Raw genomic sequence first — 23640 nt, forward strand, 5'->3', positions numbered from 1 at the left:
ACCTATGAGCAAAATCAAAGGCGCGAAGGCCATAGTGCAATGTTTGGTGGAGGAAGGGGTTGACACCATATTCGGCTTTCCGGGCGGCGTGATCCTTGACTTGTATGACGAACTGATGGATTCTCCGATCAAGAATCTGCTAGTCCGCCATGAGCAGGGCGCAGTCCATGCGGCGGACGGCTACGCCCGCGCCAGCGGCAAGGTCGGTGTCGCACTGCTCACCTCCGGCCCTGGCGCGACCAACGGTGTGACCGGCATCGCCACCGCCTACATGGACTCTATTCCGATGGTGGTGCTGACCGGCCAAGTGCCGCGCGCCCTGATCGGCAATGATGCCTTTCAGGAAGTGGACATCGTCGGCATCACCCGGCCCTGCACCAAGCACAACTATCTGGTCAGCAATCCTGACGACTTGGTGCCGGTGCTGCGCGAGGCCTTCTATCTCGCCGCCTCTGGCCGCCCCGGCCCGGTGCTGGTTGACATGCCCAAGGACGTGATGGCCTCGCTCGTCGCCTACCCAGAGAAGGAAGAGATCAAGATGCAGACCTACCAGCCCACAGTGGAGCCGCATCCGGGCCAGGTCGCCAAGGCCTGCAAGGCCATGCTCAAGGCCAAACGCCCGGTGCTGTATGTCGGCGGCGGAGTCATCCTCTCCAACTCCAGCAAGGAGCTGACCGAGCTGGCCGAGAAGACGCAGATTCCCGTGACCATGACCCTGATGGGTCTGGGCGCGTTTCCGGGCACCAATCCCCTCTCAATGGGAATGCTGGGTATGCACGGCTCCTACGCGGCCAATATGATGGTTGCCAAAAGCGACCTGCTGATTGCCGTCGGCGCACGTTTTGATGACCGGATCACAGGCCGTCTCGACACCTTTGCCAAGGAAGCGGAGATCATCCACATTGACATTGACCCGACCTCGATATCCAAGAACGTCAAGGTGGACATCCCTCTTGTTACCGACTGCAAGAACGCGCTGCGGGCCATCAACGCTTGGTTTGACAGCTCGGCGGACTTTGACAAAGCCGCCTTTGCCGAGAAGCACAAGGTCTGGATTGAGCAGGTGCAGGAGTGGAACGCCAAACACCCGCTCTCGTATCAGGATGAAGGCGAGATCATCAAGCCGCAGTACGTGATTGAGACCATCAATCGCCTCACCGGCGGCGACGCGATCATCACCACCGAGGTTGGCCAGAACCAAATGTGGACGGCCCAGTTCTACAAGTTCAATCAGCCGCGCCAGCTGCTCACCTCCGGCGGCCTTGGCACGATGGGCTACGGCCTGCCTGCGGCCATTGGCGCGAAGATCGCCTTCCCGGACAAGACCGTCATTGATATCGCTGGCGACGGCTCCATTCAGATGAACATTCAGGAGCTGGCCACAGCCAAGCAGTACGGCGCGGCGGTCAAGGTCGCCATTCTCAACAACAGCTACCTCGGCATGGTGCGGCAGTGGCAGGAGCTGTTCTACGACAAACGCTATTCCGGCACACCGATGGAAGTCACGCCGGACTTTGTCGAGCTTGCCAAGGCATACGGCGCGGTCGGGCTGCGGGCTAGGACCAAGAGCGAGGTGGAGGCCGTGATCAAAGAGGCGCTGGCCATCAACGACAAGGTGGTGATCATGGATTTCGTCATCAAGCGCGAGGAGTGCGTGTTCCCGATGATTCCGGCTGGACGGTCAACCACTGAAATGCTGCTGGCTTAACCCCTTTCTCACGAACTCCTGCGAGGATCAAAGCAATGAAACATACTCTTTCCGTTCTCCTCCGCAACAAGCCCGGCGCGCTGTCGCGGGTGACTGGCCTGTTCAGCGGGCGTGGCTTCAACATTGAGAGCCTCTGCGTGGCCGAAACCCTTGACCCCCAAGTTTCCTGTCTGACCTTAGTAACCCGGGGTAACGACTCAATCATCGAGCAGATCATGAAGCAGCTGCACAAGCTGATTGACGTGATCAAAGTCAGCGACATCAGCGAAGGCGAGTACGTCGAGCGCGAGATGGTGCTGATCCGAATGAAGGCCGAAGCGGGCACGCGGGCCGAGGTGCTGCGGGTGATAGACATCTTCCGGGGCAAGGTGGTGGATGTCAGCCCGACTTCCTACACTGTGGAAATCACTGGCTCGGAGTCCAAGGTTCGGGCGGTGATTGATATACTCCGGCCCATCGGTATCAAAGAGATCATCCGCACTGGCACGATTGCGATGGCCCGTGCGCCGAAGAAGTAGGCTGAACTCATCTCGAACCATAACTCCAATCTCCCTCGAGTAGTAACTCGAGGGAGGCTCGAGTTACAATTCGAGTTTGCCTCGAGTCCTAACTCGAGATCATCCCGATGCTTGGTTCCAGTTTGTCTCGAACCAAGGTTCCGATTTTTCCTCTGATCACACCCCATGAAAGCTCCTGAATTCTCTGTTGCCAAAGAGGGTCTACCCTTCATCCTCTTTGCCGGTTTCGCCGCGCTGATCTGCGCAGTTCTCCAATATCGTTATGCGGCATTGGCTGGGCTGGCTGTGACGGCTTTTGTCACCTATTTCTTCCGCGACCCGGAACGCACTTTGCCGGAAGACAGCGGCGCAATGGTCTCGCCAGCGGACGGCAAGGTCATCCGGATGGAGGAACTGCATGACGACCGCTTCCTGCATCAGGATGTGCTCAGAATTTCCATCTTCATGAATGTCTTCAATGTGCATGTCAATCGCATCCCCTTAGCAGGCACAGTACGGCGCATTGTCTTTGAGCCGGGCCGCTTTTATGCTGCTGATCAGGACAAGGCCGCTTTGCACAACGAATATTGCGCGGTGATTGTTGAAACTGCTGCTGGGCAGCAGTATGCGGCAGTGCAGATTGCCGGACTGATTGCCCGCCGCATTGTCTGCCGGGCCGAGCTAGGTGATCAAGTCATAACCGGCCAACGCTACGGCCTGATCCGCTTTGGCTCGCGGGTGGATTTGTATTTGCCCAAGGGCAGCGAGACATTAGTGCAGGTGGGAGAGACGGTAAAGGCAGGTGAGACAGTGCTGGCAAGGGTGAAAGAGAAATGATGCGATTCAGCGAAGGTAGTTTAATTTGCTCTTTGTTTGGAGTTAGACTATGATCTTGAATATCAAAGATATTTGCCAAGGGCTTCCGGGGCTTTCTAAAACAAGCGGTGCTCATCTCTTTGAAGGATGTGTAGTTTGTTTATCAAGGCATAATCATAACCCAGCAGGAACGACTTTTTCAATCTACGGAGATGAAGAAATTAACTATCAAATTACATGGGAGAATATATTCGATGATCAACTAAATAGAACTTGGAACGATCAGTTCTATACAACTGAACACGGTGCTGTATGTTTGGCGATTTTAATAGCACTGAAAATGACAAAATACACAATTATAGAAAAATCACCGAGAAAGAATGGATTTGATTATTGGTTAGGTGATAAAAACGACATTCCTTTCCAGAAAAAAGCAAGACTTGAGATATCAGGAATTTTCCGAGGCACAGAGCAGGATGTAAACAAAAGGTACAGAGTGAAAATTAAGCAAACAGATCAGTCTGACTCATTAGGATTGCCAGCATATATAGGTATAGTTGAATTTAGCAACCCAATGGCTAATTTTGGAAGAAAGAAATGAATATCCAAGAATTACACGCTAAAGCAATTGAATTTGCAGATATAGCTTTTATCAAAAAATTTAACGGCCTCATGAACGAGGCAAAAGAGCTTTTTGCTACTTCATTTGAACTTGAGAAAGAAGCTGCACAGGCTGCAAAAAATCTCAATATTGGAGAGCCTACAGTTTCAGTTCTAATGAAAGGTGCTGCTTATCTTGCAATAAATTGCGGCAAATACTCTGAAGCTGAAAAACTCATCTGTTTGGCACTCTCGGGTGAACCACCTTATGAAATAGCTGAAGAATTAAGAAGTTTACTTGAGGAAGTTTGGTTTGAAAGGCATTTACAGCTTAAAGGTACTGTCTTGAATAAAACTGAGTTACAGATAGTGATCGCAGGTAAAGGAATCGGTTATGGAATGGCTAAACCAGATTCAGTTTTTGGAAAGATAAATACCTTTGAGAAATTGACTTACAGAACTGCTGAAAGAAAATTAAGAAAACCTTTTAGAAACAGTTATCGCATACCTGACAATATCAAAAAAGGTTTTCAGCCATACCTTTCCGTTCCAAGAGCATCGAGCTTTGCATTTACTATCAGGATAGGTGGACAATCAAATAGACATGATGACAGATTGGAAGGGTTTGGCAGTCCAGTTGACGTTATCGAAGATATCGTTACGAATATAGGATTTATAAATTTATCTGATTATGGTTCATTGCGGGAGAGTATAAAAGATGAAACTTATCTAAGTAATTTTATAAATTTGTCTAGGGAGCTAGCTCCAGATGGAAAAGAGATTAATCTCGTAGGACTGACCATATTCAAAAAAGGAGAAAAGAAAGATGTCCAGCTAACAAAGGTAAGGGGAGATATTCATTACGAAATACTCGAAGATAACAAAAATGAAGGATGCGAAAATGAAAAAATTGTTCTATCAGGAAGGCTTTACGCGGCAAATGAAGATCAGAAAAATATTAAGCTTAAAGTAGATGGTGATGGCAGTTATTCCGTTGTCGTAGATGATGGATTAAACGACATAGCAAGAGAATATTTCGGAAAGCAGGTAAAGATAAATGGTGTAAGAGTAAAAGATAAATTAATAAAGTTATCATCAATCGATCCAGATGAAACATCCTCATGAATGAGGTAGCTGTTTTACTTTGCCCTGATATGAAGAATAAACTCATCCTCAAACAAGGCCGCGAGCGTTCGCTGCTGCACGGGCATCCTTGGCTGTTTTCCGGGGCGGTGCAGCGGGTGGAGGGCAATCCGCAGCCCGGCACGACCGTGGATGTTTTTTCCGCCAACGGCCAATGTCTAGGGCGCGGGGCCTATTCGCCTTCCTCGCAGATTCGGCTCCGCATCTGGACGTTTGATGAGCAGGAAATCGTTGATGAAGCTTTCTTCGCCCGCCGCATTCAGGACGCTGTGCGGCTGCGCGAAGATTTGGGTGTTCCGGCGCAGAGCAACGCCTTCCGCCTTGTCGCCGCCGAGGCCGACGGCCTGCCCGGCCTGATTGCCGACCGCTACGCTGATTTTATCGTCTGCCAGTTTCTCAGCACGGGCGCGGAACGCTGGAAGAAGGTGCTTGTCGAGCAATTGCGGCAGGCGACAGGTCTGCGCAATATCTACGAACGCTCTGATGTGGAAGTCCGCAAGAAGGAAGGGCTTCAGCCATGCAAGGGTGTGCTCTGCGGCGAAGAACCGCCTGACTTGCTGGAAATCGAAGAGCACGGGATGAAATTCCTCGTCGACATTAAAGTAGGCCACAAGACTGGCTTCTACCTTGATCAGCGCGACAACCGCCATCTCGTCCGTGACCACAGCGCAGGCGCGGAGGTGCTGAACTGCTTCGCCTACACCGGCGGCTTCGGCATTGCCGCTCTGCACGGCGGAGCGAAGCACGTCACCAATGCGGAAGACCGGGCGGATTTCATCGGTCTGATTGAGAGAAACGTTGCGCTGAACGGTTTTGCCGCCGACCGCTGCGCCAATCTGAAAGCCGATGTTTTTCAGCTTCTACGCCAATATCTGAAAGAAGGCTGCTCGTTCGATCTGATCATTCTTGATCCGCCGAAATTTGCTGAATCGCAGACTAATATGGAGCGGGCAAGCCGGGGCTACAAAGACATCAACCTGCTTGCCTTCAAGCTGCTGCGTCCCGGCGGACGGCTCTTCACCTTCTCCTGCTCCGGGCTGATGAAGATGGAGCTGTTTCAGAAGATTGTCGCCGATGCGGCGGCTGATGCCAAGCGGGATGCCCAAGTCCTCCGCTGGCTGGGCCAGAGCGCGGATCATCCGGTCAAGCTGGCCATCCCGGAAACGCAGTATTTAAAAGGGCTGTGTGTGCGGGCCGCGTGATGCGCCTTTGATCAAATCACCGGTCATGCCAGATCGCTGGGCCTGATTCTGGTGACGAACAATCTCAAAGAGTTCATCTGGGTGCAAGGGCTTCGCCTTGAAAACTGGGCAGCATGACTCCGGTGTTCTGAAGAAGGCTGCCGTTTTCACTTTCCCGCCTTGGCTATCAATCAAGCAGATGAGCACCTGCTGGATGATGCCTTCGCAAAAGGCGGCAGATATGATAAAGGATGGGCAAGCGTCTTTATGCTTGCCCATCCTACGGTGCTACTTGCGGGAACTCGCAGTAGTTATAGCATCACAATGAATCCTAATTGATTCGCAGAGGTTATAATCGCCTCTCTCATCATGCCCCAATGGTCATGCTGAACATCCACACCTATCAGGGCAGTTTGATTGTTAGAGTGTTTAAGCTTTATATAAGCATCCCCAGTAAAATCCTCGTCTCTGGTATGATGCTCGTCTCTAACACATATATAACCTTTTTGTTTTGATTTTCCAGTGACAGCTATACGAAAGACAGCAACTGTTGTAGTAGAGTTGCTTTGTATAGAATCTTTGACGAGATAAACTGCTTTAACGCTACCATTCAGCTGTCGCCATTCACCTTTAGTTCCTACATGGATACCAGCTTTATAACACCTCCCCGTGTCATCTTGCGTAGCATTAACTGGTTTATTGCTCAACATGTTAGCCATGTTAGTGACTGCACCAATGTTAGCACTTAACGGATCAAGATCGCCAGGGGCTGGCTTGCACAAGCTACACTGTGCATATGCAATAGAAGAAATAAATACAAAACCTAACACGACAGCTACCAAAATAGAACGTTTCATTTTTTTCTCCAAGGTAGAGGATAGAGGATGATTATTTTTACCCCCCCCCGTGGTACTTGTCAAGAAAATATTTCGCCTGGTTGAAAAATAATTCAAGGCTGCCTCCCGCTCCGCCCAACTTTCCTGTTGACAAAAACCGCCGCGCTTTTTACCATGCCTGTTCAGGAAGTTTCACGCTTATGCCGAGCAGTTAAGAAGGCGGTCGCACCTCCCTCGCTGCAAATTTGCCGCAGCGCACATGCAGTTTGCCATGCGGCATTGCACGCTTGCAGTGGGACGTTTCACGCTTTCCGAGAGGCAGAGCAAGCATTCCGTGAGGCAGGTCATGCTTCACTTGCGGCGCGGAACGCTTTCTCCGGCGTATTTCACGCTTGCCGCAAGGTAAAGCAAACGTGCAGCGTGGCATTGCAAGCATGAAATGCGGCATGTCACGCTTGCCATGAGGCGGAGCAAGCGTTCCGCGTGACGTTTCATGCTTGCCGCGAGGCAAAGCAAGCGTGCTGCGTGGCATTTCAAGCGTGACACGAGACGCGGAAAGCATGAAATGCGGCATGTCAAGCGTTCCGCGAGGCATTTGCAGTTGCAAACACGGCATTTCAACCTGAAAAAATCTCAGCACAAACAGCACAGGAGGCAGTCATGGCACGTTTTCCCAAGCGAGAGGCGGATATCAGGATTTTGGTGCAGAACATCATCACCGGGCTTGTAGACAACCCAGACTTTCCCAATCCGCCCTTCACCCCGACGCAGCTGCAAGCCTTCCTGGATAATTCCATCAACTTGGAGGATGCCCAAGTCGCGGCCCAGGCAGCGGCCCAGCAGGCTACTGAGGCCAAGCAGGCTGGGAACGACGAAATGATTTCGGCAGCAAAAAGCGTTCTCAGCTATGCGGAAGACGCGGCGCACGGCAATGACGCGAAACTGGCCGCGCTCGGCTGGGGCGGCAGGGCAGAGCCGACCCCGCTGCAAGTTCCGGGCCAGCCCCGTTCCTTTGAGGCAGCCAAAGAGGGGCCTGGCTGGCTGACTTTGGACTGGAAGAAATCCCCGGACGGCGGCAAGCCGGCCTTTTACCGTCTGGAACGGCGGGAGGCATCCGGCGGCGAATGGGCAATGGCAGGAACGGCCTTGGAAGCCGAGATCACCCTCAACAGCCAGGAGCGCGGCAAGGAATGGGAATACCGCGTGATTGCGGTCAACAAGGCGGGCGAAAGCGGGCCGAGCAACACGGTGACAGCGGTGCTTTGAGCGGCGGACGGCTTGCGCCTGTTCTTGCTTTTCCCGGCCTGTCGGGATATTATGGGGCGACCGCAGGAAGTGCTGCGGACTTTCTCGACAATTCGGCAGGCTTGAGACATATTCAACAGGACGGGACACAATGAGCAGGCAACTGGAGATCACGCTGCGCAAGGCGGAGACGCTGAAGGAGAAGCCGGACGAGAGCAATCTTGGCTTCGGCAGACATTTCACCGACCACATGTTTGTGATGCGCTGGAACAGTAAGATAGGCTGGCATGACGCAGCAATCAAACCCTACGGCCCCTTCAGTCTCGACCCGGCGGCGATGGTCCTGCATTACAGCCAAGAGATATTCGAGGGGCTGAAAGCCTATCATGGCGCGGACGGCTCCATTCTGCTTTTCCGGCCTTTGGACAATCTGCCCCGCCTGAACCGCTCCGCTGTCCGCATGTGCATGCCGGAAATCCCAGCGGAAGAGGTGCTGGAAGCCTTGAAGCAGATGATCGCCTTAGATCGCGGCTGGGTGCCGCAGGCTCCGGGCGCGTCGCTCTACATCCGCCCGGCGATGATCGCCACTGAAGCCGCTGTCGGCCTGCATCCCTCGAACGAATACCTCTTTTTCATCATCTGCTGCCCAGTCGGAGCTTACTACGCCGAAGGTTTCAAGCCGACCAGAATTTGCGTGGAAGACCGCTATGTCCGGGCAAGCGCAGGCGGCGTGGGCGAGGCCAAGACCGGCGGCAACTACGCCGCCTCGCTCAAGGCCTTTGCCGAGGCTAAGGCGAAAGGCTGCACTCAAGTGCTTTGGTTAGACGCGGCGGAGCGCAAGTATGTCGAGGAAGTGGGCACGTCCAATATCTTCTTTGTCCTCAACGGCGAGCTGGTGACGCCGCCGCTGGGCGGCACCATCCTGCCGGGCATCACCCGCGACACGGTGCTGCAATTGGCAGCGGACTGGGGCATCAAAGCCAGCGAGCGGCGGATCAGCATGGAGGAAATCATCAAGAGCGCGGCGGACGGTTCGCTGACTGAGGCTTTTGGCTCCGGCACAGCGGCGGTCATCTCGCCGGTGGGCGAATTCATTTATAAAGACACGACGATTCAAATCGGCGGCGGCAAGACTGGGCCAATCGCGCAGCGGTTCTTTGACGGCATCCAGCAGCTCCAGCGCGGCCAAATGCTGGACACGCACGGCTGGCTGGTGCGGGCAACCTAAGAATATTTTTTGACATTTCATCCTGAAGGGAGAAAAAATGATTTTTTCTCCCTCTCCCCCCTTGATTTCCTCTCGCCCGTTCCTATTGTTTGGCCCAGTCAAAAGATGAGACAGGGCATTGCTCCTGTCTGAATCAGTGAACTTGAGCCGACATCATGCAGAAAACTGTCGGCCTGAACTCCCTATTAAATTTCTGTAACAGGAGGATTGATCCATGAATATTCGTCCGTTGAATGACCGCATCCTGGTCAAGAGAGTGGAGGAAGAGGAAAAAACCGCAGGCGGCATCATCATCCCTGACTCTGCCAAAGAGAAGCCTGCTGAGGGTAAAGTAATTGCCGTTGGCGCAGGCAAGCGGAATGATGCAGGTGAGCGGATTGTCATGGATGTTAAGGTTGGTGATCGGGTGCTGTTCTCCAAGTACGGCGGCACGGACGTGAAGCTGGACGGCGAGAAGTACCTCATCATGCGTGAAGAGGACATTCTCGGCATTATTGAAGCGTAAGCCCACCTGCGACTATCCTGTTTAACCACAAGCTATAAGGAGTTGAGTGCGATGTCTACAAAGGAACTGAAGTACGGAGCCAAGGCCCGTGAGTCTATGCTGAACGGCGTGAACAGCCTTGCCAATGCAGTCAAAGTTACCCTGGGGCCAAAAGGCCGCAACGTGCTGATTGAGAAGTCTTTCGGCGCACCGGTTATCACCAAAGACGGTGTAACCGTAGCCAAAGAGATCCAGCTGAAGGACAAGTTTGAGAACATGGGTGCTCAGATGGTGAAGGAGGTTGCCTCCAAGACCTCTGATGTGGCTGGCGACGGCACCACCACAGCCACTGTATTGGCCCAGGCCATCTACACCGAAGGCGTGAAGATGGTAGCTGCTGGCGCGAACCCGATGGAGATCAAGCGCGGCATTGACGCTTCTGTAGAAGCAGTTGTAGCCGAACTGAAGAATATCTCCAAGCCCACCAAAGAGCAGAGCGAGATCGCCCAAGTCGGCACCATCTCTGCCAACAACGACAAGACCATCGGCAACATCATTGCCGAGGCTATGGACAAGGTAGGCAAGGAAGGCGTGATCACAGTTGAGGAAGCCAAATCCATGGAGACCTCCTTGGATGTGGTTGAGGGTATGCAGTTTGATCGCGGCTACCTCTCTCCGTACTTTGTCACCGATGCCGAGCGGATGGAAGTTAATATGAGCAATCCGCTCATCCTGATCAATGAGAAGAAAATCTCTAGCATGAAGGACATGCTGCCCATCCTTGAGTCTGTGGCCAAGATGGGTAAGCCGCTGATCATCATTGCTGAGGACATTGACGGCGAGGCTTTGGCCACCCTGGTGGTGAACAAGCTGCGTGGCACCCTGAACGTAGCCGCAGTCAAGGCTCCGGGCTTTGGCGATCGCCGCAAAGCTATGCTGGAGGATATCGCGATTCTCACTGGCGGCCAGGTCATCACCGAAGATATTGGCATCAAGCTGGAGAATGTGACTGTTAACGATCTGGGCACTGCCAAGCGAGTGGTCATCGACAAGGACAACACCACCATCATCGACGGTGACGGCGACAAGGACAAGCTGGCTGGCCGGGTTAAGCAGATCCGCACCCAGATTGACGACTCCACCTCTGATTATGACCGCGAGAAGCTCCAAGAGCGCTTGGCCAAGCTGATTGGCGGTGTAGCGGTGATCAATGTCGGCGCAGCCACCGAAGTAGAGATGAAGGAGAAGAAGGCCCGGGTTGAGGATGCCCTTAACGCTACTCGCGCCGCAGTAGAAGAGGGCGTGGTACCTGGCGGCGGCGTGGCGTTCCTGCGCTGCATCAAGGCAGTTGAGGCCCTGAAGCTGGAAGGCGAGCAGGAGCTGGGCAAGCAGATCATCATCCGCGCTTTGGAAGAGCCGGTACGCCAGATTTCCGCCAACGCCGGCAAAGAAGGCTCAGTTATTGTCGAGAAGGTTAAGGCGATGGTTGGGGCCAACGGCTTCAACGCGGCCACCGAACAATACGGTGATCTGGTGGCTGATGGCGTTATCGACCCGACCAAAGTTACCCGCACTGCGCTTCAGAATGCAGCGTCTGTATCTGGGATGCTGCTCACCACTGAGTGCATGATCGCTGATGAGCCGGAGAAGGAAGGCTCAGCAGGTTGCGGTATGCCTCCAGGCGGTGGAATGGGCGGCGGTATGGGTGGAATGGGCGGCGGCATGGGTTACTAACAGAGCCAGCCTAAAGAAAAGGTAAGATAAAGCGGTATCCTCCTGCATGGGAGGATACCGCTTTTTTGTATAGAGGCAAGAAACGAGGGACAGCGATTATGTGCCGACTAAAAATGCTCAAGCCATCACGCAGCTTTCTTCAGTGGCCGGGTCAAAGGAAACCGCCATTGCTCGTACCGGGCAACCCGTGACGCAAAGACCGCAGGCCGTGCATTTCTCTGGCTCAAACACCACTTCCATCTCAGGCCGCTGTAGATGCAGTGCCCCAACAGGGCAGATACCGGTGCAGGCCCCGCACTGGAAGCATTTCTTCTCATCCCGATGTACCTTGCCAGCAATCCGCTCTACTCTGACTCCCAGACTTTTCAGGTAGTCGAGGGCAGCGGTGATCTTCTCCTTCAGGCCTTTCAGCTCCAGAATCAGGATGCCGTCCCGCTGGGGCCGGATATCTGCCTTGAGGATGTTGAATTCCACATCATAATGCTTGACCAGCTGATAGATGATAGGCTGGTTGGAGTTCTCTTTCGGGTAACTGAGGAGATAGATCTTGGTCATGGCATCCAGTGCGGTTGAAGGTTCGTTAAAGCAGCGGTTTGAGAACTGCCGGGAGGTACGGAGCAGGCTCATCGATGGCAACAGCACATATTATGTCGTTTCCTGACGCAGTAATGCCGTTCACATTAATACATGTTGAAAAACCGCTGTAGGCATTGCTGTTGGGGCTGCTGGCAGGAGTGAAGCTCTTGCCTGAAGTGTAAAAATCGCCTTCATCCGCCCAGCCGTCACCCTGTTCAATTTCTTCTAATCCATCTGCCTCCATCAACCGCAGCAGCTTATGTTCGGTGTAAGAATTGTTATACAGATAATTCCAGCCATCTGAATCAAGCCGAGCGTCCACATGCCAGATCAGCAGTCCGTCGGTTGGTATCCCTATATCATTTTTTTCACGCTTGCGGTGCTGTGCCATGAAGAACTCTTCAAACGGCGAACCGGAAGCATTCGGCATAATCAGTAACGCATCGGCTGTGCTTGCGCTCGAGGAAAGATCCTGTCCCGGATAGGTTCCATTTGCTGAAATGACTGTCGGAGTGAGCCAATCAAGAACAAATTTACTGAAGGCGTTATGATCCCCATACCAATGCATCATATCTAGACCACCAACTCCGCCATCAGGCCCTACCGTATCATCATAATCGTAATAATCGGGCAGTCCCAAGGCATGGCCAGTTTCGTGAATGAGCGTATATGGAGAAAAAATATCGCTTGGATAATTGTCGGACTCCCATTGCCAGGAGTATTTACTTAGGTTCTTCTCATCAATAGTATACGAGGTATCCCCGAAATGAGTCTGGTATCCCCACCAAAATGATGCCCATGCACCATATGGGCCGGTCCAGATAACTGCAAAATAATCAATATCTCCGTCGTTGTCGTTGTCGTACTGGGAAAAATCATGGCCGCCTGCATCAAACGAATTGATAGCGGACATGATCAGTGCTTCACGGCCAGCATCAGTTTCAGCAACATCTGAACGATTTCCCGCATTGTACCAACCCAAGGTGGCTCCCTGAAGATTTAACAGGCCATATGATGACCGGTCATAATAAGCAGTTAAAGATTCATAGGGATAACTTGAACTGCTCGTGTTTTCTGGGCCAAAAATCCGCGAATGAACGTCAGGCTGAGTATCTGCCGCAATATGCGGATATTCATTGAATTCAATCAGCAGAACGAACATCTTGACATCGCCGGTGGACGGCATTCCCTGCCAGGCAGGAGGTGGAGCAGGAAGAATCTGATCAATTTCCTTGGCACTTTTTCCAGCAGCCTGATAAGCAAGGCGGCGCAGTTTGTAATTGGCCTTTGCTGCCAAAGCTGGATCCATCTTGTGATTGCCGATGGCACGGGCAGCTTTCTGCCGTTCCGGTAGAGAGCCGTCTTTCTTATACTGATCAATCTGTTTCTGAGTCGGTCGTTCCAGGGCAAAAGATGCTGCTGTCCAGCTGACGAGAAGTAAGAAGATGATGGATAGTTGAACACGAAGCAGTTTCATATTTCCCCCTTTTTCTGTTAGAAATAATAGCATCTCAAGATAAGATGTTATTATTAACGCTTCAATTCAATATCTTGTCAAGCTGTTAAAGCATGCTGATGCGGCTATTTCAACCGTCTCAGTAACGCCTGCGGCTTTGCTTCCGTGTTAAGCTGCAGCAGGAGTTCTGGCGGCAGCTCATCAGGCGGCTCAAAGGTCTCGCGCTGAAGGACAAAGATTTCCCAGCGGCCATCAGAGATTGCGTTCGGGTTTTTCGCCCGTAACTCCAGGCGGCGGCGCGTTTCTTCTTCCGAGCAAGCGCAGAGAATGAATAACGGTTGTGCGCCCAAGCCCTCTGCCAGCAGTCTGACTTTACTACGGCCAGTCGCCAGGCTGTACGAGCCATCGAGAACCACTGACGAGCCGTTTTTCAGTGCCTGTTCAGCCCGATCAAAGAGGGTCTGATAGGTCTTGGCCGTCAATTCTGCGTTGTAAATCCCTTTGCCAAGCCCATCTGGGCGGCGTTCAGTCGGGGCAATCCCTGCCAACTCCTTGCGTACTCGGTCGGAATTGAAATAGGGCAGATCGTGTTGCGCGGCAAACAGCTCGGCCAGGGTTGATTTCCCCGAGGCAATCAGGCCAAAGAAAATATACAGCTTCTTCTCAGGCGGCATAGCTGTCTGCGAGGGCGAAATATTTGGCCGCAGCTGCGGTGCAAGCCGCCTGCACTGCCTCATCTACGGCTGGATCCGCAGCGGTGAAGAGATTAATCTTACCGCGCACGTAAGCGCGGTAGCATTTGTAGAAGTTGAGCAGCTCGCGCAAGCCGCGATCACCAGACAGCTGGCTAAAACGGTCGATAAAATATTCGGATAATTCGTGCAGGCCGTGGAAATCCAGATCCATGGCCAAGAAAGAGACATCGCTGGCCAGGTCACACGAGCGAAAGCGCTGGTTGAATTCAATGCAGTCAAAGATATAAACCTGGTCAGCGATGCAAATGTTCGCCGAATAAAGATCACCGTGGCAGTCACGAATACAGCCCTCGGCAATGCGGCGGTTAAAGAGGTCTTCTTGGGTAAGAAAGGCTTTTGACCAGCTAGAAATGTGGTCAAACTGCTCGCGGGTCAAGGCACCTTGGCCGATTACGCCTTGGGTCTGGTCAAAATTCTCAAGAATACTGATTGCTACTTTCTCGGCACGGCCAAAACTGTCAATCTCTGCGTTTCGTTCTGCCTGCTGATAAAAAGGAATCAGCCGCGCAACAATGGCATCAAGCTGCGCCCGGCCCAATTTGCCGGCCCGGATCAGATTACCCATCATGCCTTCCTCAGGCATCCGGGCCATCTTCACCCCATATTCCATCACCTCGCCGCTGCCGTTGAGGGCAAAGTTGTCACTCTCCTTGTTTACCGTGACCAGATCTAAATAAATCTCTGGACAGAGGCGGCGGTTGAGCCGCAGCTCCTGTTCACAGCAGTACCGCCGCTTTTCTAAGGTCGAAAAATCGAGAAAACCGAAATCAACCGGCTTCTTGAATTTATAAACAAAGTCGCCCGCGATCAGGACAAAGGAAATGTGCGTCTGCACGAGCTGGATCTCAGCGGCAGGGTGCGGATACTTCTGCGGATGCAGCAGGGCGGCGATGAAGCCAGGCAGATTATGGTGTTCCATGAGTGTCTCCAAGAAAATTCTGCGGCGCAACTGCCGCTGAATCCCCCATTAAACTATGAACCTGCGGAAAAGAAAAGTCTGCTCTGCGCCGAAGACGTTTTTTTCCCCTGCCAGAGGGTTTTCGCGGGGATGAGGCATCTTCTCTGCCTCCTTTTGCTCGTTCGCAGACTGCTTTCCTTCGTTCGCGAAGAGCTTTTGCTTCTTCGTAAACAGGTTTTGGACGTTCAGAAAGAGCTTTCGGACGTTACGAAGCTGCTTTGGAAGATTCAGGAGTAGCTTTTGGATCTCCAGGAACTCTTCGCGGATGTCCGAGAGGAGATTTTGGACGTTCCCGAACAGTTTTTGCTTCTTCAGAAGCTGTTCAAGAACATCCAGGAGCAGCTTTGGAGGGTTTTTGGAGAGCTTTTGGATGTCCAAAATCTCCTGGCGAACATCCAGGATGAGATTTTGCACGTTCCTGAACAGCTTTTGCATCTTCCCAAGCTGTTCGGGAACGTCAGCAAGGAGCTTGGCAAGGTCCGAAAACTCCAGCTCTTCCTTGCCTTGGCCGCCCGGCTTCAGGCGATGTTGTCCCCGCAGGAGTATATCGCCTGAGAAAACGTGTGCATCTTCAACCAACTGCCTTTCCGCCGAGAATGGAGGAAATTAAGCAAGCAGCGTTACCTCCATACCGAAGAACTGAGCGGCCTGCGCAAGCCGGAGATCGGCGGTAAGCAGGGTCAAATGCGCTGTGCAGCTTACGGCAAGATGTAGTCCGTCCAGGGTACGCAGTGGAGTGTTGAATTGGGAGATCCAGCCCGCAGCCATTGTGTAGTGATGCTCCTTAATTTCCAGTAGGCGGTACAGTTTTTCCTTGAAAAGGTGCCGTTCAAACTGGCGAATAATCTTCTGTCCGTCCTCATGCGCCATGCCTTCCCTGATTTTTCGAGACACAGTCGAGACCAGCTCAAGCCGGGTCAGTTGGCTGACTGCGGGATTTTCTGCGGCTAAGATAAGCTCTTCCGCTTTGTCGCTGAGAGCTTCGGGGCAGTAGTAAGCAGCCAGTACGCTGGTGTCGATATAGCACATCAGCAGCGTTCCTCTTCTCGCGCAGCCAGGACAGCAGAACTCAAACCTTGTTTTGGGGCAGCGATTGTTTGCCGGAATTCCTTTAGGCTGGGTAGGCGGCCTGTTTTCTGAGGAGGAACAAGACAGGCGACTTCTTTGCCACGTCGGGTCAGGAGAATGTTTTGCCCATGTTCAACTTGCCTGAGAAGTTGACCTAGCTTTGATCGTGCCTCTTTGATATTCACTGCCAGCATCATTCGTCCTTTACTTGCTGGGGATTGTTTTGCTCATCCGCAAACTCCGGCTCTTCCGTGCCTTGGCCTCACTGCTTCAGGCAATGTTCCCACCGGTGCAGTTGCAGTTCCGCCTATGCGGCTACGCGGAAGATCTCTTCCAAGGTAGTCTGCCCGGCCAGCACCTGCCGCAGGCCGTCTTGGCGCAAAGTGGTCATGGGATGATTGGTATCTTCCTGCGCAGAGCGTTTAATCTGGCCCGCATCCGAGGTGGTAAGAATCAGACTCTTGATGTGCTCGGAAAACACCATCAGCTCGTAAATGCCTTGCCGTCCTTGGTAGCCAGTATGCAGACAGGCTTCGCAGCCAACGCCCCGATGTAACACCGCTCCCTTGAATTCCGGGGGCAGATTGAGTCGTTCCAGGGATTCAGGGGAGGGTATGTACGGCTCCTTGCATTTATCGCAGATCCGCCGCACTAAACGCTGGGCCATAACCGCATTGACTGACGAGGAAACAAGGAACGGCTCCACGCCCATGTCGATGAGGCGGGTCACGGCACTGGCTGCGTCGTTGGTATGCAGGGTGGAGAAGACAAGATGGCCGGTAAGGGCCGCCTGAATCGCCATTTCCGCTGTTTCCAGATCGCGGATTTCGCCAACCAGGATAATGTCTGGGTCTTGCCGGACTATGGTGCGGAGGCCATTGGCAAAAGTCAGGTCAATCTTGCTGTTGACCTGCATCTGACTGATGCCGTTGATCTGGTATTCAATCGGATCTTCAACCGTGATGATGTTGACATCCGGCTGATTGAGCATGGTTAGGGCAGAATACAGGCTGGTGGTCTTGCCGCTGCCCGTTGGGCCAGTAACGAGGATAATCCCGTGCGGGGCCTTGATCAGCTTCATCAGCAGCTCAAGATCTCTGGGAGCCATGCCGAGTTGCTCCAGGGAGAGCAGCACGTTGGATTTATCCAACAGGCGCATAACGATCCGCTCGCCAAAGGCAGTGGGCAACGAGGAGACGCGCAGGTCGATATTTTTGTCTGCTACCCGGATTTCAATGCGGCCATCCTGCGGTAAGCGCCGTTCAGCGATATCCATCTTGGCCATAATCTTGACCCTGGAGAGCAGCTTGGCCTGCACGTGCTTGGACGGGGTGATCATATCATAAAGAATCCCGTCCACCCGCTTGCGGATTTTGACCTTATCCTTGTACGGCTCAATGTGAATGTCGCTGGCATTGTCGCGCACTGCTTGCGACAGGATCAGATTGACTAATTTGATCACCGGTGCGTCGCTGGTGTCATCGAGGAGATCTGCGGTCTCCTCGATTTCCGAGAGAATGGCCTCTGGGTCGTCCTCATCAATGTCCTGCAACACCTGATCTGCCGCGCCTGCGCTGTCCCGGTCATACGCCATGTTAATGGCCACCAGGATTTCATCTGGAGGGGCCAGGCAAACCTTTATGCCATCCAAGTTCAGCAGACGCTGCAAATCATCGAGCTGTTGGAAATGAAAAGGATCAGACAGGGCAATGAAGGCTTCGGTCGGCGTGGCCACCGGCATCATTTTAAACTTGCGCAGAAAGGCAATCGGTACCTTTTTGATGAAAAATGGATCAGGATTCAGGGGCAAGGAGATGCGCAGCTCCAAGCCAAACTGGATGCTCAGGGCGCGCAGCAGCTCTTCCTCGGAGATCTTCTTCTGCTGGATGAGAATCCGGCCCAGCCGTCCGCCTTTCTCCTTCTGGAGTTTAAGGGCCGCAGCCAGGGTCTCCTCTTTCAGACCAAAGGATTCGACCAGTACTTGTCCGAGATACTTCATAAGGAAACCGCCTGGTTATTTTTTCTGCTCCGGCTTCCTGCCCTGCCCGGCTGTTTTCTCTTTGGCCGTGCCCTTGTTCTCTGGGGCGGAAGCCTCCTTCTTCGGCGTGTCCTCCAATGGCTCTGCTTTCTTGGCAGATTCTTTGCTTTGCTCCGGGTTTTTCTCCTGCTCTTTCGGCGCAGTCTTTTCTTGCTGAACCGAATTTTCCTGCGTGTCCTTCAGCGGCTCTGCTTTTGGAGTGGAATCTTTACTTTGCTCTGGGGTTTTCTCCGGTTCTTTCGGCACAGCTTGTTCTTGTTGAGGAGCTTTTTCTCGCTGGCGCAAGTCCCTGAGCCGAGCGCGGGCTGCCTTCAACAAGGCCTCGTCTGATTCCGCCGCTGCGCTGCGGCCTGCCAGATCAATCACCTGCTGATAGGTCTCAGCGGCCTTGCTGCCATCCCCTTCCTGCGCATAAACCTCGCCGAGATTGATCAAGGCATAGGGATTCTCCGGCGCATTTTGCAAAGCCTGCTGAAAATACTTCCGCGCATCTTTGTACTCTTTGTCGCGCAGCTTGGCAAAGCCGCGATCCATCAGGGCATAGGCGTGTTCCAGGTTCCCACCAGTCTTGAGCAGCTGCTCTGGAACTTGGCCCGCACCTTTTTTGACTTCTTCCATCTTGTCGCGCTTCTTATAATACAGATCAGCCAGTTCTGGCGCGCTATCCACGATCCGAGGCGCGATGAAGATGAACATGTTGGTCTTGCGCGCACTGTTTTCATGGGTTTTGAACAGCCAACCCAACACAGGCACATCGCCCAGGAGCGGCACTTTGTAATCGCCTGAGGTGGCATCCTGGCCAATCATGCCGCCAATGACCACAATCTCCTGATTATGCACCACCACGGTGGTTGCCGCGCTTCGCTTGTAGGTAGTAGGTGTGGCAACGCCTGCTTCACTCTTTAGGCGGGTAACCTCCACGCCTATGTCTAAGCGCAGCAAGTTAGCTTGGTTGATCTGCGGGGTAATTTTCAGGGTTGTGCCGACATCTTTGTACTCATAATTGGTGTAATCCTGACTACTGCCGCTGGACGAGCTGTTCTTGCTGGTGATGTAGGGGACATTCTCGCCTACAGTGATGTTTGCCTCTTTGTTGTCCGTGGTCAGAATCTGTGGGGTGGCGATGATGTTGATGTCTGAGTCCTTCTGAAAGGCATTGACCACCGCGCCAATGTTAGGGAAATAGGCACTGCCGATTTTCACGCCCTTTTTCAAGATACCGAACGTAGCCCCAGAGGCCATGCCCGCAGTGCCCTTGCTGATGCCGTTGATCAGATTGAAGCTGTTCTTACTAAAACCAGCTCCCAAAGTGCCGGTCTCATCGTGGATATCACCCAAACCTCCCCATTCAGCCCCGATTTCAAACTGTTTGTCAATCGAGACTTCCATGATCAGAGCTTCGAGATAAACCATCCGCCGGGGAATATCGAGTTGCTTGATCACTTCTTCCAAGGCCATGTACTCCTCCTGCGCGGCTGTAACAATCAGGGCGTTGGTTTCTGGGTCAGCAGTGATTTTAATGTCTGCGGAAAGCTGGGCAGAGGCCACAGGCTGCGCCGCTGCCTTTGGCTGCTCTGGCCTTTGTTGCAGTTGCGGCTCTTCCACCTGCCTTGGCTGGACGATCTTGCTGTTGTCCGTCTCTTTACCCTGCTTGCTGGTCGGTAAACTGGTCAACACCTTGACGATCTCTTCGGCATTAGCGTGCTGAAGATAATAGACATGGATATTCCCGCCCTCAGTAGTCACTTCGGTGTCTAACTGGGCCAGCAGACCCTTCAGCTTCTCAATCTGCGGCCTTGGGGCAAAGACGATCAGCGAGTTGGTTCGCTCATAAGGGATGATTTTGATATTTTGTCCTGGCCCTGAACCGGGCATCCCTGGCCGTCTCACGCCAGCGGTTTGGATGAACATCTGGCCAATGGATTTGCCGATGGTCTCGGCTGAGGCGTATTTCAGGGGAATCACCTCTAACTCCTCACCCGTGGCCGGCACATCCACTGCCTTGATGATCTCCAGCAAGCGATTGATATTAGAAAGCGCGTCAGTCATGATCAACAGGCCAGATTGCTCATGCGGAAGCACTACGCTGGTCTTGGAGATCAGTGGCGCGATGAGTTTTCTGATCTCATCCGGGGTGGAATGCTCTATCGGGATAATCCGGGTGACTATTTTGTCGTCTGTCAGGCTGCTTTCTCCATTGCGGACAGTCGGAATGCTCTTAGACCGGGCCTGCACTGCCGGAATAATCTTGATCACCGAACCGCTGGGCACTGTCGCAAAGCCATGCACCTCCAGTACCGACTCAAAGACCTTGTAGGCATCTTCGACCAAGATTTTTTCTGGAGAAATAATCGTGACTTTGCCTTTGACAGCCGGATCAACAATGAAGTTTTTGCCGGTCATCTGGCTGATCAGGCTGATCAGGATGTTAAGATCAATGTCTGGGAAGTTGATTTGCACATACTGCTGCTCCTTGTTCTTGCCCGCCGCTGTTTTCTCTGCCTTTTCGTTCTTTTCAGCAGCTGACAGGAGGGACGGAGCAAGAGCACAGAGGATCAGACCGCAGCACAGGAGGCGGCGAAAAAAAACAGGGAGATATGGTTTCATAATACGTTCAAGGCGGCAGAAACAAAGCAGCTTACGCAGCAAAACACCTCAAGAAAACCGTGCTCAAAAAGAATAGGCCTTCTTTTGGGGTTGGGCAGTTTGTTTTCGCTGTATTGTTGATATGTTGTTTTGTAGTGTTGAACTATAGCGAGCTAAAAAAGAGAAAGCAACTGATTTGACTCACTCCTGAAAAAACCGCTGGCAATCCTGTTCTGCCAAGATGGCGCAAGTCAGCAGTTCCTTGCAGAGGAGTTTGGCCAAGTCGCAAAGGAGTTCTGCCGATTTGGCAAGGAGTTGCAGTCGGTAACAACTCTTTGCAGCTAAACAACAACCTTTTGTTGCCGAGCAAAAGAAGGTTGTTGCTCGACAGAAGAGGGTTCTTGCTTGACAACAACTCTTTGTTGCTCGGCAAGAACTCTTTGTAGCTAAACAGCAACCTTTTGTTGTCGAGCAAGAGAAGGTTATTGCTCGGCAGAAGGAGGTTCTTGCTTAACAACAACTCTTTCTTGCCGAGCTACAACTCTTTGTTACTCGGCCACAACCTTTTGTGGCTTAACCAGAACCTTTTGTTAGCAAGCCAAACTCGTTTGTAAACGAGCCGTACTCTTCCCTGGCGTAGTTGCCCAGGTGTCCAAGCAGGCAAAAATGCTTTGCTCGCTACTGCAACCTGGCTCGCACCCCTTCTGCTTGAGTTCGGCAGAAGAACTAAAGAAAAAGAGCCTGATACGCCCGCAGTAGCCAGGTGTTTTTCTTCTGTTCACGGCACCTGCGCAGGATAGATGCCACTGCCGCCTGTTCTGCTGCCTGCAAATGGGCCGCGAATTCCGGTTCTGTAAGGGAGTCATGCTGGCGTATCTCTTTTCCTTTCCGCCACATCTTGCTGCTGTTTGCCATTGCCTGCGTCATTCCTTGGCAATAAGCCTTGAATTGGCCTTTCTTGATGGTGAAAAGTAACCAGCAGAGCTGATAAATCACAATCACGGGCAGGAAACGCAGGCACAGAGAAAGTGAATAGTGCTTGAGCAGGACATAAACAGAATTGCGGGTGGATAATCGGATGGTAAAAGGATTGAATTTCGAGCCGCTAGTGGCACTACCTATGTGATAAACCTTGGCTGCCGGGACGTAATGCCCTTTAAACCCGGCCCGATTCAAGCGCAGATTGAAATCAACGTCTTCTAAGTAGGCAAAAAAATCTTCATCAAACAAGCCAACGCGCTCAAAGAGGCGGCGGCGGTAAAGCGCCGCGCCGGCACAGGCTCCAAAGACCGGCTGGGGGTGATTATAGACCTCGCAATCCTTTTCCAGCGTGCCCAAGCGGTATCCAGCTCCGCCGCGCAGATAACCATCTCCTGCGCCATCCAGTACGGTGCGGTCATGAAAACTGAGCATTTTGGGGGCGAAGAAAGCAGAGTCCGGCAACTCTTCTGCCGCCTTGAGCAACTGTTGCAAACAGTCCGGCGACAGCTCGGTGTCGTTATTCAGCAAGAAAACATAGGGCGCAGCACTGCTGAGAATGCCCGCATTCACCGCTGCGCTGAAGCCCTGATTTTTCGGCAGGGCAATTACACTCAGCTGGGACTGCGCCTGCAAATATGCCAGCGAGCCATCACTGGAGCCGTTATCGACAACCGTGATCTGCCAGTCGGCAAACTGCTGCTCCTGGATGGAAGCCAAGCATTTTGGCAAAAAGCGCAGCCCGTTCCAGTTGGGAATGACAATGTTAACTGCGGTGGTCAATCTCTTCCCGTTTACCGAGTACCTTGCGCACCACGTAAATCGGCTTGCCTTGCGACTCGTGGTAGGTTCTAACTTGCAGCTCGCCGAGTAAGCCCATCGAGATAAATTGTACACCCATGAACAGCAGCAGTACCGCCAGCAAAAGAAGAGGTCGATCCGCCAGCGGCCTGCCGAAAAACGTCCGCTGGATGGTCATGATCAGAGCGATGATAAAGCCAATGCCGCCGCTGGCCATGCCCAGCATCCCGAAAACATGAATAGGCCGCGTGCCGTAGCTGAGAAGGAACTTGACGGTCATCAAATCCAGCACCACCCGCAAGGTGCGGGAGATACCATACTTTGATGCCCCGAAACGCCGGGGTCGATGATTCGCCTGAACCTCGGCAATCTTGCTGCCAACGCCGCTGGCAATGGCAGGAATGAAGCGGTGCATCTCGCCATAGAGATTGATCCCTTGGGTAATCTCTTTATTGAAGGTCTTGAGGGTGCAACCGTAGTCATGCAGATGTACGCCCGTGACAACGGAGATTACCTTGTTGGCGATCATCGAGGGTAGGCGGCGGTTAAGGAAAGGATCCTGCCGTTTATGCCGCCAACCGCTGACCAAATCGTAGCCTTCTGCCATTTTAGCGAGAAACATCGGCAGATCATGGGGGTCATTCTGCATATCGCCGTCCAAAGTCGCAATCACATCGCCGCTGGCATAGTGAAAACCGGCGGACATGGCTGCGGTTTGGCCAAAATTACGGCGGAAAGAGACCACGACCACGTTCTTGTCCTGCGCTTGGATGTTTTCCAGCAGAACGAGGCTGCTGTCACTGGAGCCATCGTCAACAAAGACAATTTCGTGCTCGTGCTCAAGGTTGTTGAGCACGCCCTTCAGCTCTGCGTAGAGCGGATTGATGTTTTCTTCTTCGTTATAGATAGGAATGACGACGGAGAGTTTCACGAGCTACACCTTGAAAAGCAA

The 23640-nt window shown here is 52.7% G+C and carries 23 protein-coding genes and 1 pseudogene; 12 read left to right on the forward strand and 12 right to left on the reverse strand.

What is annotated here, in order from left to right:
- The first annotated feature begins 4 nt into the window (after nucleotides 1-4).
- The 7 genes and pseudogenes from ilvB to ACNKIB_RS09450 form a co-directional block, all read left to right on the forward strand.
- Nucleotides 5-1708, forward strand: coding sequence for a biosynthetic-type acetolactate synthase large subunit (gene ilvB, locus ACNKIB_RS09420; protein WP_417910358.1), 1704 nt, complete (start codon nucleotides 5-7; stop codon nucleotides 1706-1708).
- Nucleotides 1709-1743: 35 nt separating this feature from the next.
- Nucleotides 1744-2226 carry an acetolactate synthase small subunit gene (gene ilvN / locus ACNKIB_RS09425; protein WP_417910293.1) on the forward strand — a complete coding sequence of 161 codons (483 nt, stop codon included), beginning with the start codon at nucleotides 1744-1746 and terminating at the stop codon, nucleotides 2224-2226.
- Between the two features lie 165 nt (nucleotides 2227-2391).
- Nucleotides 2392-3042 (forward strand): phosphatidylserine decarboxylase family protein, encoded by a 651-nt coding sequence (locus tag ACNKIB_RS09430; protein WP_417910294.1) that lies wholly within the window; start codon nucleotides 2392-2394, stop codon nucleotides 3040-3042.
- Between the two features lie 49 nt (nucleotides 3043-3091).
- The gene (locus ACNKIB_RS09435; protein WP_417910295.1) at nucleotides 3092-3622 is read left to right on the forward strand and encodes a hypothetical protein; all 531 of its coding nucleotides are present in this window, start codon (nucleotides 3092-3094) and stop codon (nucleotides 3620-3622) included.
- A complete protein-coding gene (locus ACNKIB_RS09440; protein ID WP_417910296.1) occupies nucleotides 3619-4746 on the forward strand; it encodes a hypothetical protein in 1128 nt (375 codons plus the stop codon). The genes ACNKIB_RS09435 and ACNKIB_RS09440 overlap by 4 nt, the downstream gene beginning before the upstream one ends.
- Nucleotides 4743-5966: a class I SAM-dependent rRNA methyltransferase gene (locus tag ACNKIB_RS09445; RefSeq protein WP_417910297.1), complete on the forward strand. Its 1224-nt coding sequence runs from the start codon at nucleotides 4743-4745 to the stop codon at nucleotides 5964-5966. Before ACNKIB_RS09440 ends, ACNKIB_RS09445 begins: the two co-directional genes overlap by 4 nt.
- A gap of 15 nt (nucleotides 5967-5981) precedes the next feature.
- Nucleotides 5982-6083: pseudogene (locus ACNKIB_RS09450) on the forward strand (VapC toxin family PIN domain ribonuclease); the annotation flags it as partial.
- A gap of 173 nt (nucleotides 6084-6256) precedes the next feature.
- On the opposite strand, the gene ACNKIB_RS09455 reads toward ACNKIB_RS09450, so the two are convergent.
- Complete coding sequence (locus ACNKIB_RS09455) at nucleotides 6257-6802, reverse strand: hypothetical protein (protein ID WP_417910298.1); 546 nt, start codon at nucleotides 6800-6802, stop codon at nucleotides 6257-6259.
- Nucleotides 6803-7441: 639 nt separating this feature from the next.
- On the opposite strand from ACNKIB_RS09455, the gene ACNKIB_RS09460 reads away from it, so the two are divergent.
- The 4 genes from ACNKIB_RS09460 to groL all read left to right on the forward strand — a co-directional run bounded on the left by ACNKIB_RS09460 (nucleotide 7442) and on the right by groL (nucleotide 11472).
- Nucleotides 7442-8047 (forward strand): fibronectin type III domain-containing protein, encoded by a 606-nt coding sequence (locus ACNKIB_RS09460; RefSeq protein ID WP_417910299.1) that lies wholly within the window; start codon nucleotides 7442-7444, stop codon nucleotides 8045-8047.
- 130 nt (nucleotides 8048-8177) lie between these two features.
- Nucleotides 8178-9254, forward strand: a complete 1077-nt coding sequence (locus ACNKIB_RS09465; protein ID WP_417910300.1) for a branched-chain amino acid aminotransferase — start codon at nucleotides 8178-8180, stop codon at nucleotides 9252-9254.
- A 214-nt stretch (nucleotides 9255-9468) separates the two neighbouring features.
- The gene (groES, locus tag ACNKIB_RS09470; protein ID WP_417910301.1) at nucleotides 9469-9759 is read left to right on the forward strand and encodes a co-chaperone GroES; all 291 of its coding nucleotides are present in this window, start codon (nucleotides 9469-9471) and stop codon (nucleotides 9757-9759) included.
- A 51-nt stretch (nucleotides 9760-9810) separates the two neighbouring features.
- Nucleotides 9811-11472 carry a chaperonin GroEL gene (gene groL / locus ACNKIB_RS09475; RefSeq protein WP_417910302.1) on the forward strand — a complete coding sequence of 554 codons (1662 nt, stop codon included), beginning with the start codon at nucleotides 9811-9813 and terminating at the stop codon, nucleotides 11470-11472.
- A 117-nt stretch (nucleotides 11473-11589) separates the two neighbouring features.
- Here groL and ACNKIB_RS09480 read toward each other — a convergent pair whose 3' ends face one another.
- From ACNKIB_RS09480 to ACNKIB_RS09500, 5 genes are all read right to left on the reverse strand, one after another.
- Nucleotides 11590-12027, reverse strand: a complete 438-nt coding sequence (locus ACNKIB_RS09480; RefSeq protein WP_417910303.1) for an NIL domain-containing protein — start codon at nucleotides 12025-12027, stop codon at nucleotides 11590-11592.
- Nucleotides 12028-12052: 25 nt separating this feature from the next.
- Nucleotides 12053-13525, reverse strand: a complete 1473-nt coding sequence (locus ACNKIB_RS09485) for a M6 family metalloprotease domain-containing protein (RefSeq protein ID WP_417910304.1) — start codon at nucleotides 13523-13525, stop codon at nucleotides 12053-12055.
- A gap of 104 nt (nucleotides 13526-13629) precedes the next feature.
- The gene (locus ACNKIB_RS09490; RefSeq protein ID WP_417910305.1) at nucleotides 13630-14178 is read right to left on the reverse strand and encodes an AAA family ATPase; all 549 of its coding nucleotides are present in this window, start codon (nucleotides 14176-14178) and stop codon (nucleotides 13630-13632) included.
- Complete coding sequence (locus ACNKIB_RS09495) at nucleotides 14168-15178, reverse strand: hypothetical protein (protein ID WP_417910306.1); 1011 nt, start codon at nucleotides 15176-15178, stop codon at nucleotides 14168-14170. Before ACNKIB_RS09495 ends, ACNKIB_RS09490 begins: the two co-directional genes overlap by 11 nt.
- A 48-nt stretch (nucleotides 15179-15226) precedes the next feature.
- Entirely contained in the window at nucleotides 15227-15595 is a 369-nt protein-coding gene (locus tag ACNKIB_RS09500) for a hypothetical protein (protein ID WP_417910307.1), read from the reverse strand.
- Here ACNKIB_RS09500 and ACNKIB_RS09505 point away from each other — a divergent pair.
- The gene (locus tag ACNKIB_RS09505; RefSeq protein ID WP_417910308.1) at nucleotides 15584-15772 is read left to right on the forward strand and encodes a hypothetical protein; all 189 of its coding nucleotides are present in this window, start codon (nucleotides 15584-15586) and stop codon (nucleotides 15770-15772) included. The two genes, ACNKIB_RS09500 and ACNKIB_RS09505, sit on opposite strands and share 12 nt — an antisense overlap.
- A gap of 51 nt (nucleotides 15773-15823) precedes the next feature.
- Here the strand turns inward: ACNKIB_RS09505 and ACNKIB_RS09510 are convergent, their stop codons facing one another.
- From ACNKIB_RS09510 to ACNKIB_RS09535, 6 genes are all read right to left on the reverse strand, one after another.
- Nucleotides 15824-16246, reverse strand: a complete 423-nt coding sequence (locus ACNKIB_RS09510) for a type II toxin-antitoxin system VapC family toxin (RefSeq protein WP_417910309.1) — start codon at nucleotides 16244-16246, stop codon at nucleotides 15824-15826.
- Nucleotides 16246-16482 (reverse strand): type II toxin-antitoxin system Phd/YefM family antitoxin, encoded by a 237-nt coding sequence (locus ACNKIB_RS09515; protein WP_417910310.1) that lies wholly within the window; start codon nucleotides 16480-16482, stop codon nucleotides 16246-16248. Before ACNKIB_RS09515 ends, ACNKIB_RS09510 begins: the two co-directional genes overlap by 1 nt.
- A gap of 110 nt (nucleotides 16483-16592) precedes the next feature.
- The gene (gspE, locus tag ACNKIB_RS09520; protein ID WP_417910311.1) at nucleotides 16593-18284 is read right to left on the reverse strand and encodes a type II secretion system ATPase GspE; all 1692 of its coding nucleotides are present in this window, start codon (nucleotides 18282-18284) and stop codon (nucleotides 16593-16595) included.
- Between the two features lie 15 nt (nucleotides 18285-18299).
- Nucleotides 18300-20930 carry a type II secretion system secretin GspD gene (gene gspD / locus ACNKIB_RS09525; protein WP_417910312.1) on the reverse strand — a complete coding sequence of 877 codons (2631 nt, stop codon included), beginning with the start codon at nucleotides 20928-20930 and terminating at the stop codon, nucleotides 18300-18302.
- Between the two features lie 705 nt (nucleotides 20931-21635).
- Nucleotides 21636-22670, reverse strand: coding sequence for a glycosyltransferase family 2 protein (locus ACNKIB_RS09530; protein WP_417910313.1), 1035 nt, complete (start codon nucleotides 22668-22670; stop codon nucleotides 21636-21638).
- Complete coding sequence (locus ACNKIB_RS09535) at nucleotides 22654-23619, reverse strand: glycosyltransferase family 2 protein (RefSeq protein ID WP_417910314.1); 966 nt, start codon at nucleotides 23617-23619, stop codon at nucleotides 22654-22656. Before ACNKIB_RS09535 ends, ACNKIB_RS09530 begins: the two co-directional genes overlap by 17 nt.
- Between the last annotated feature and the right edge of the window lie 21 nt (nucleotides 23620-23640).

The sequence above is a fragment of the Candidatus Electronema sp. PJ genome, from assembly GCF_048287395.1.
Classification (GTDB): domain Bacteria; phylum Desulfobacterota; class Desulfobulbia; order Desulfobulbales; family Desulfobulbaceae; genus Electronema.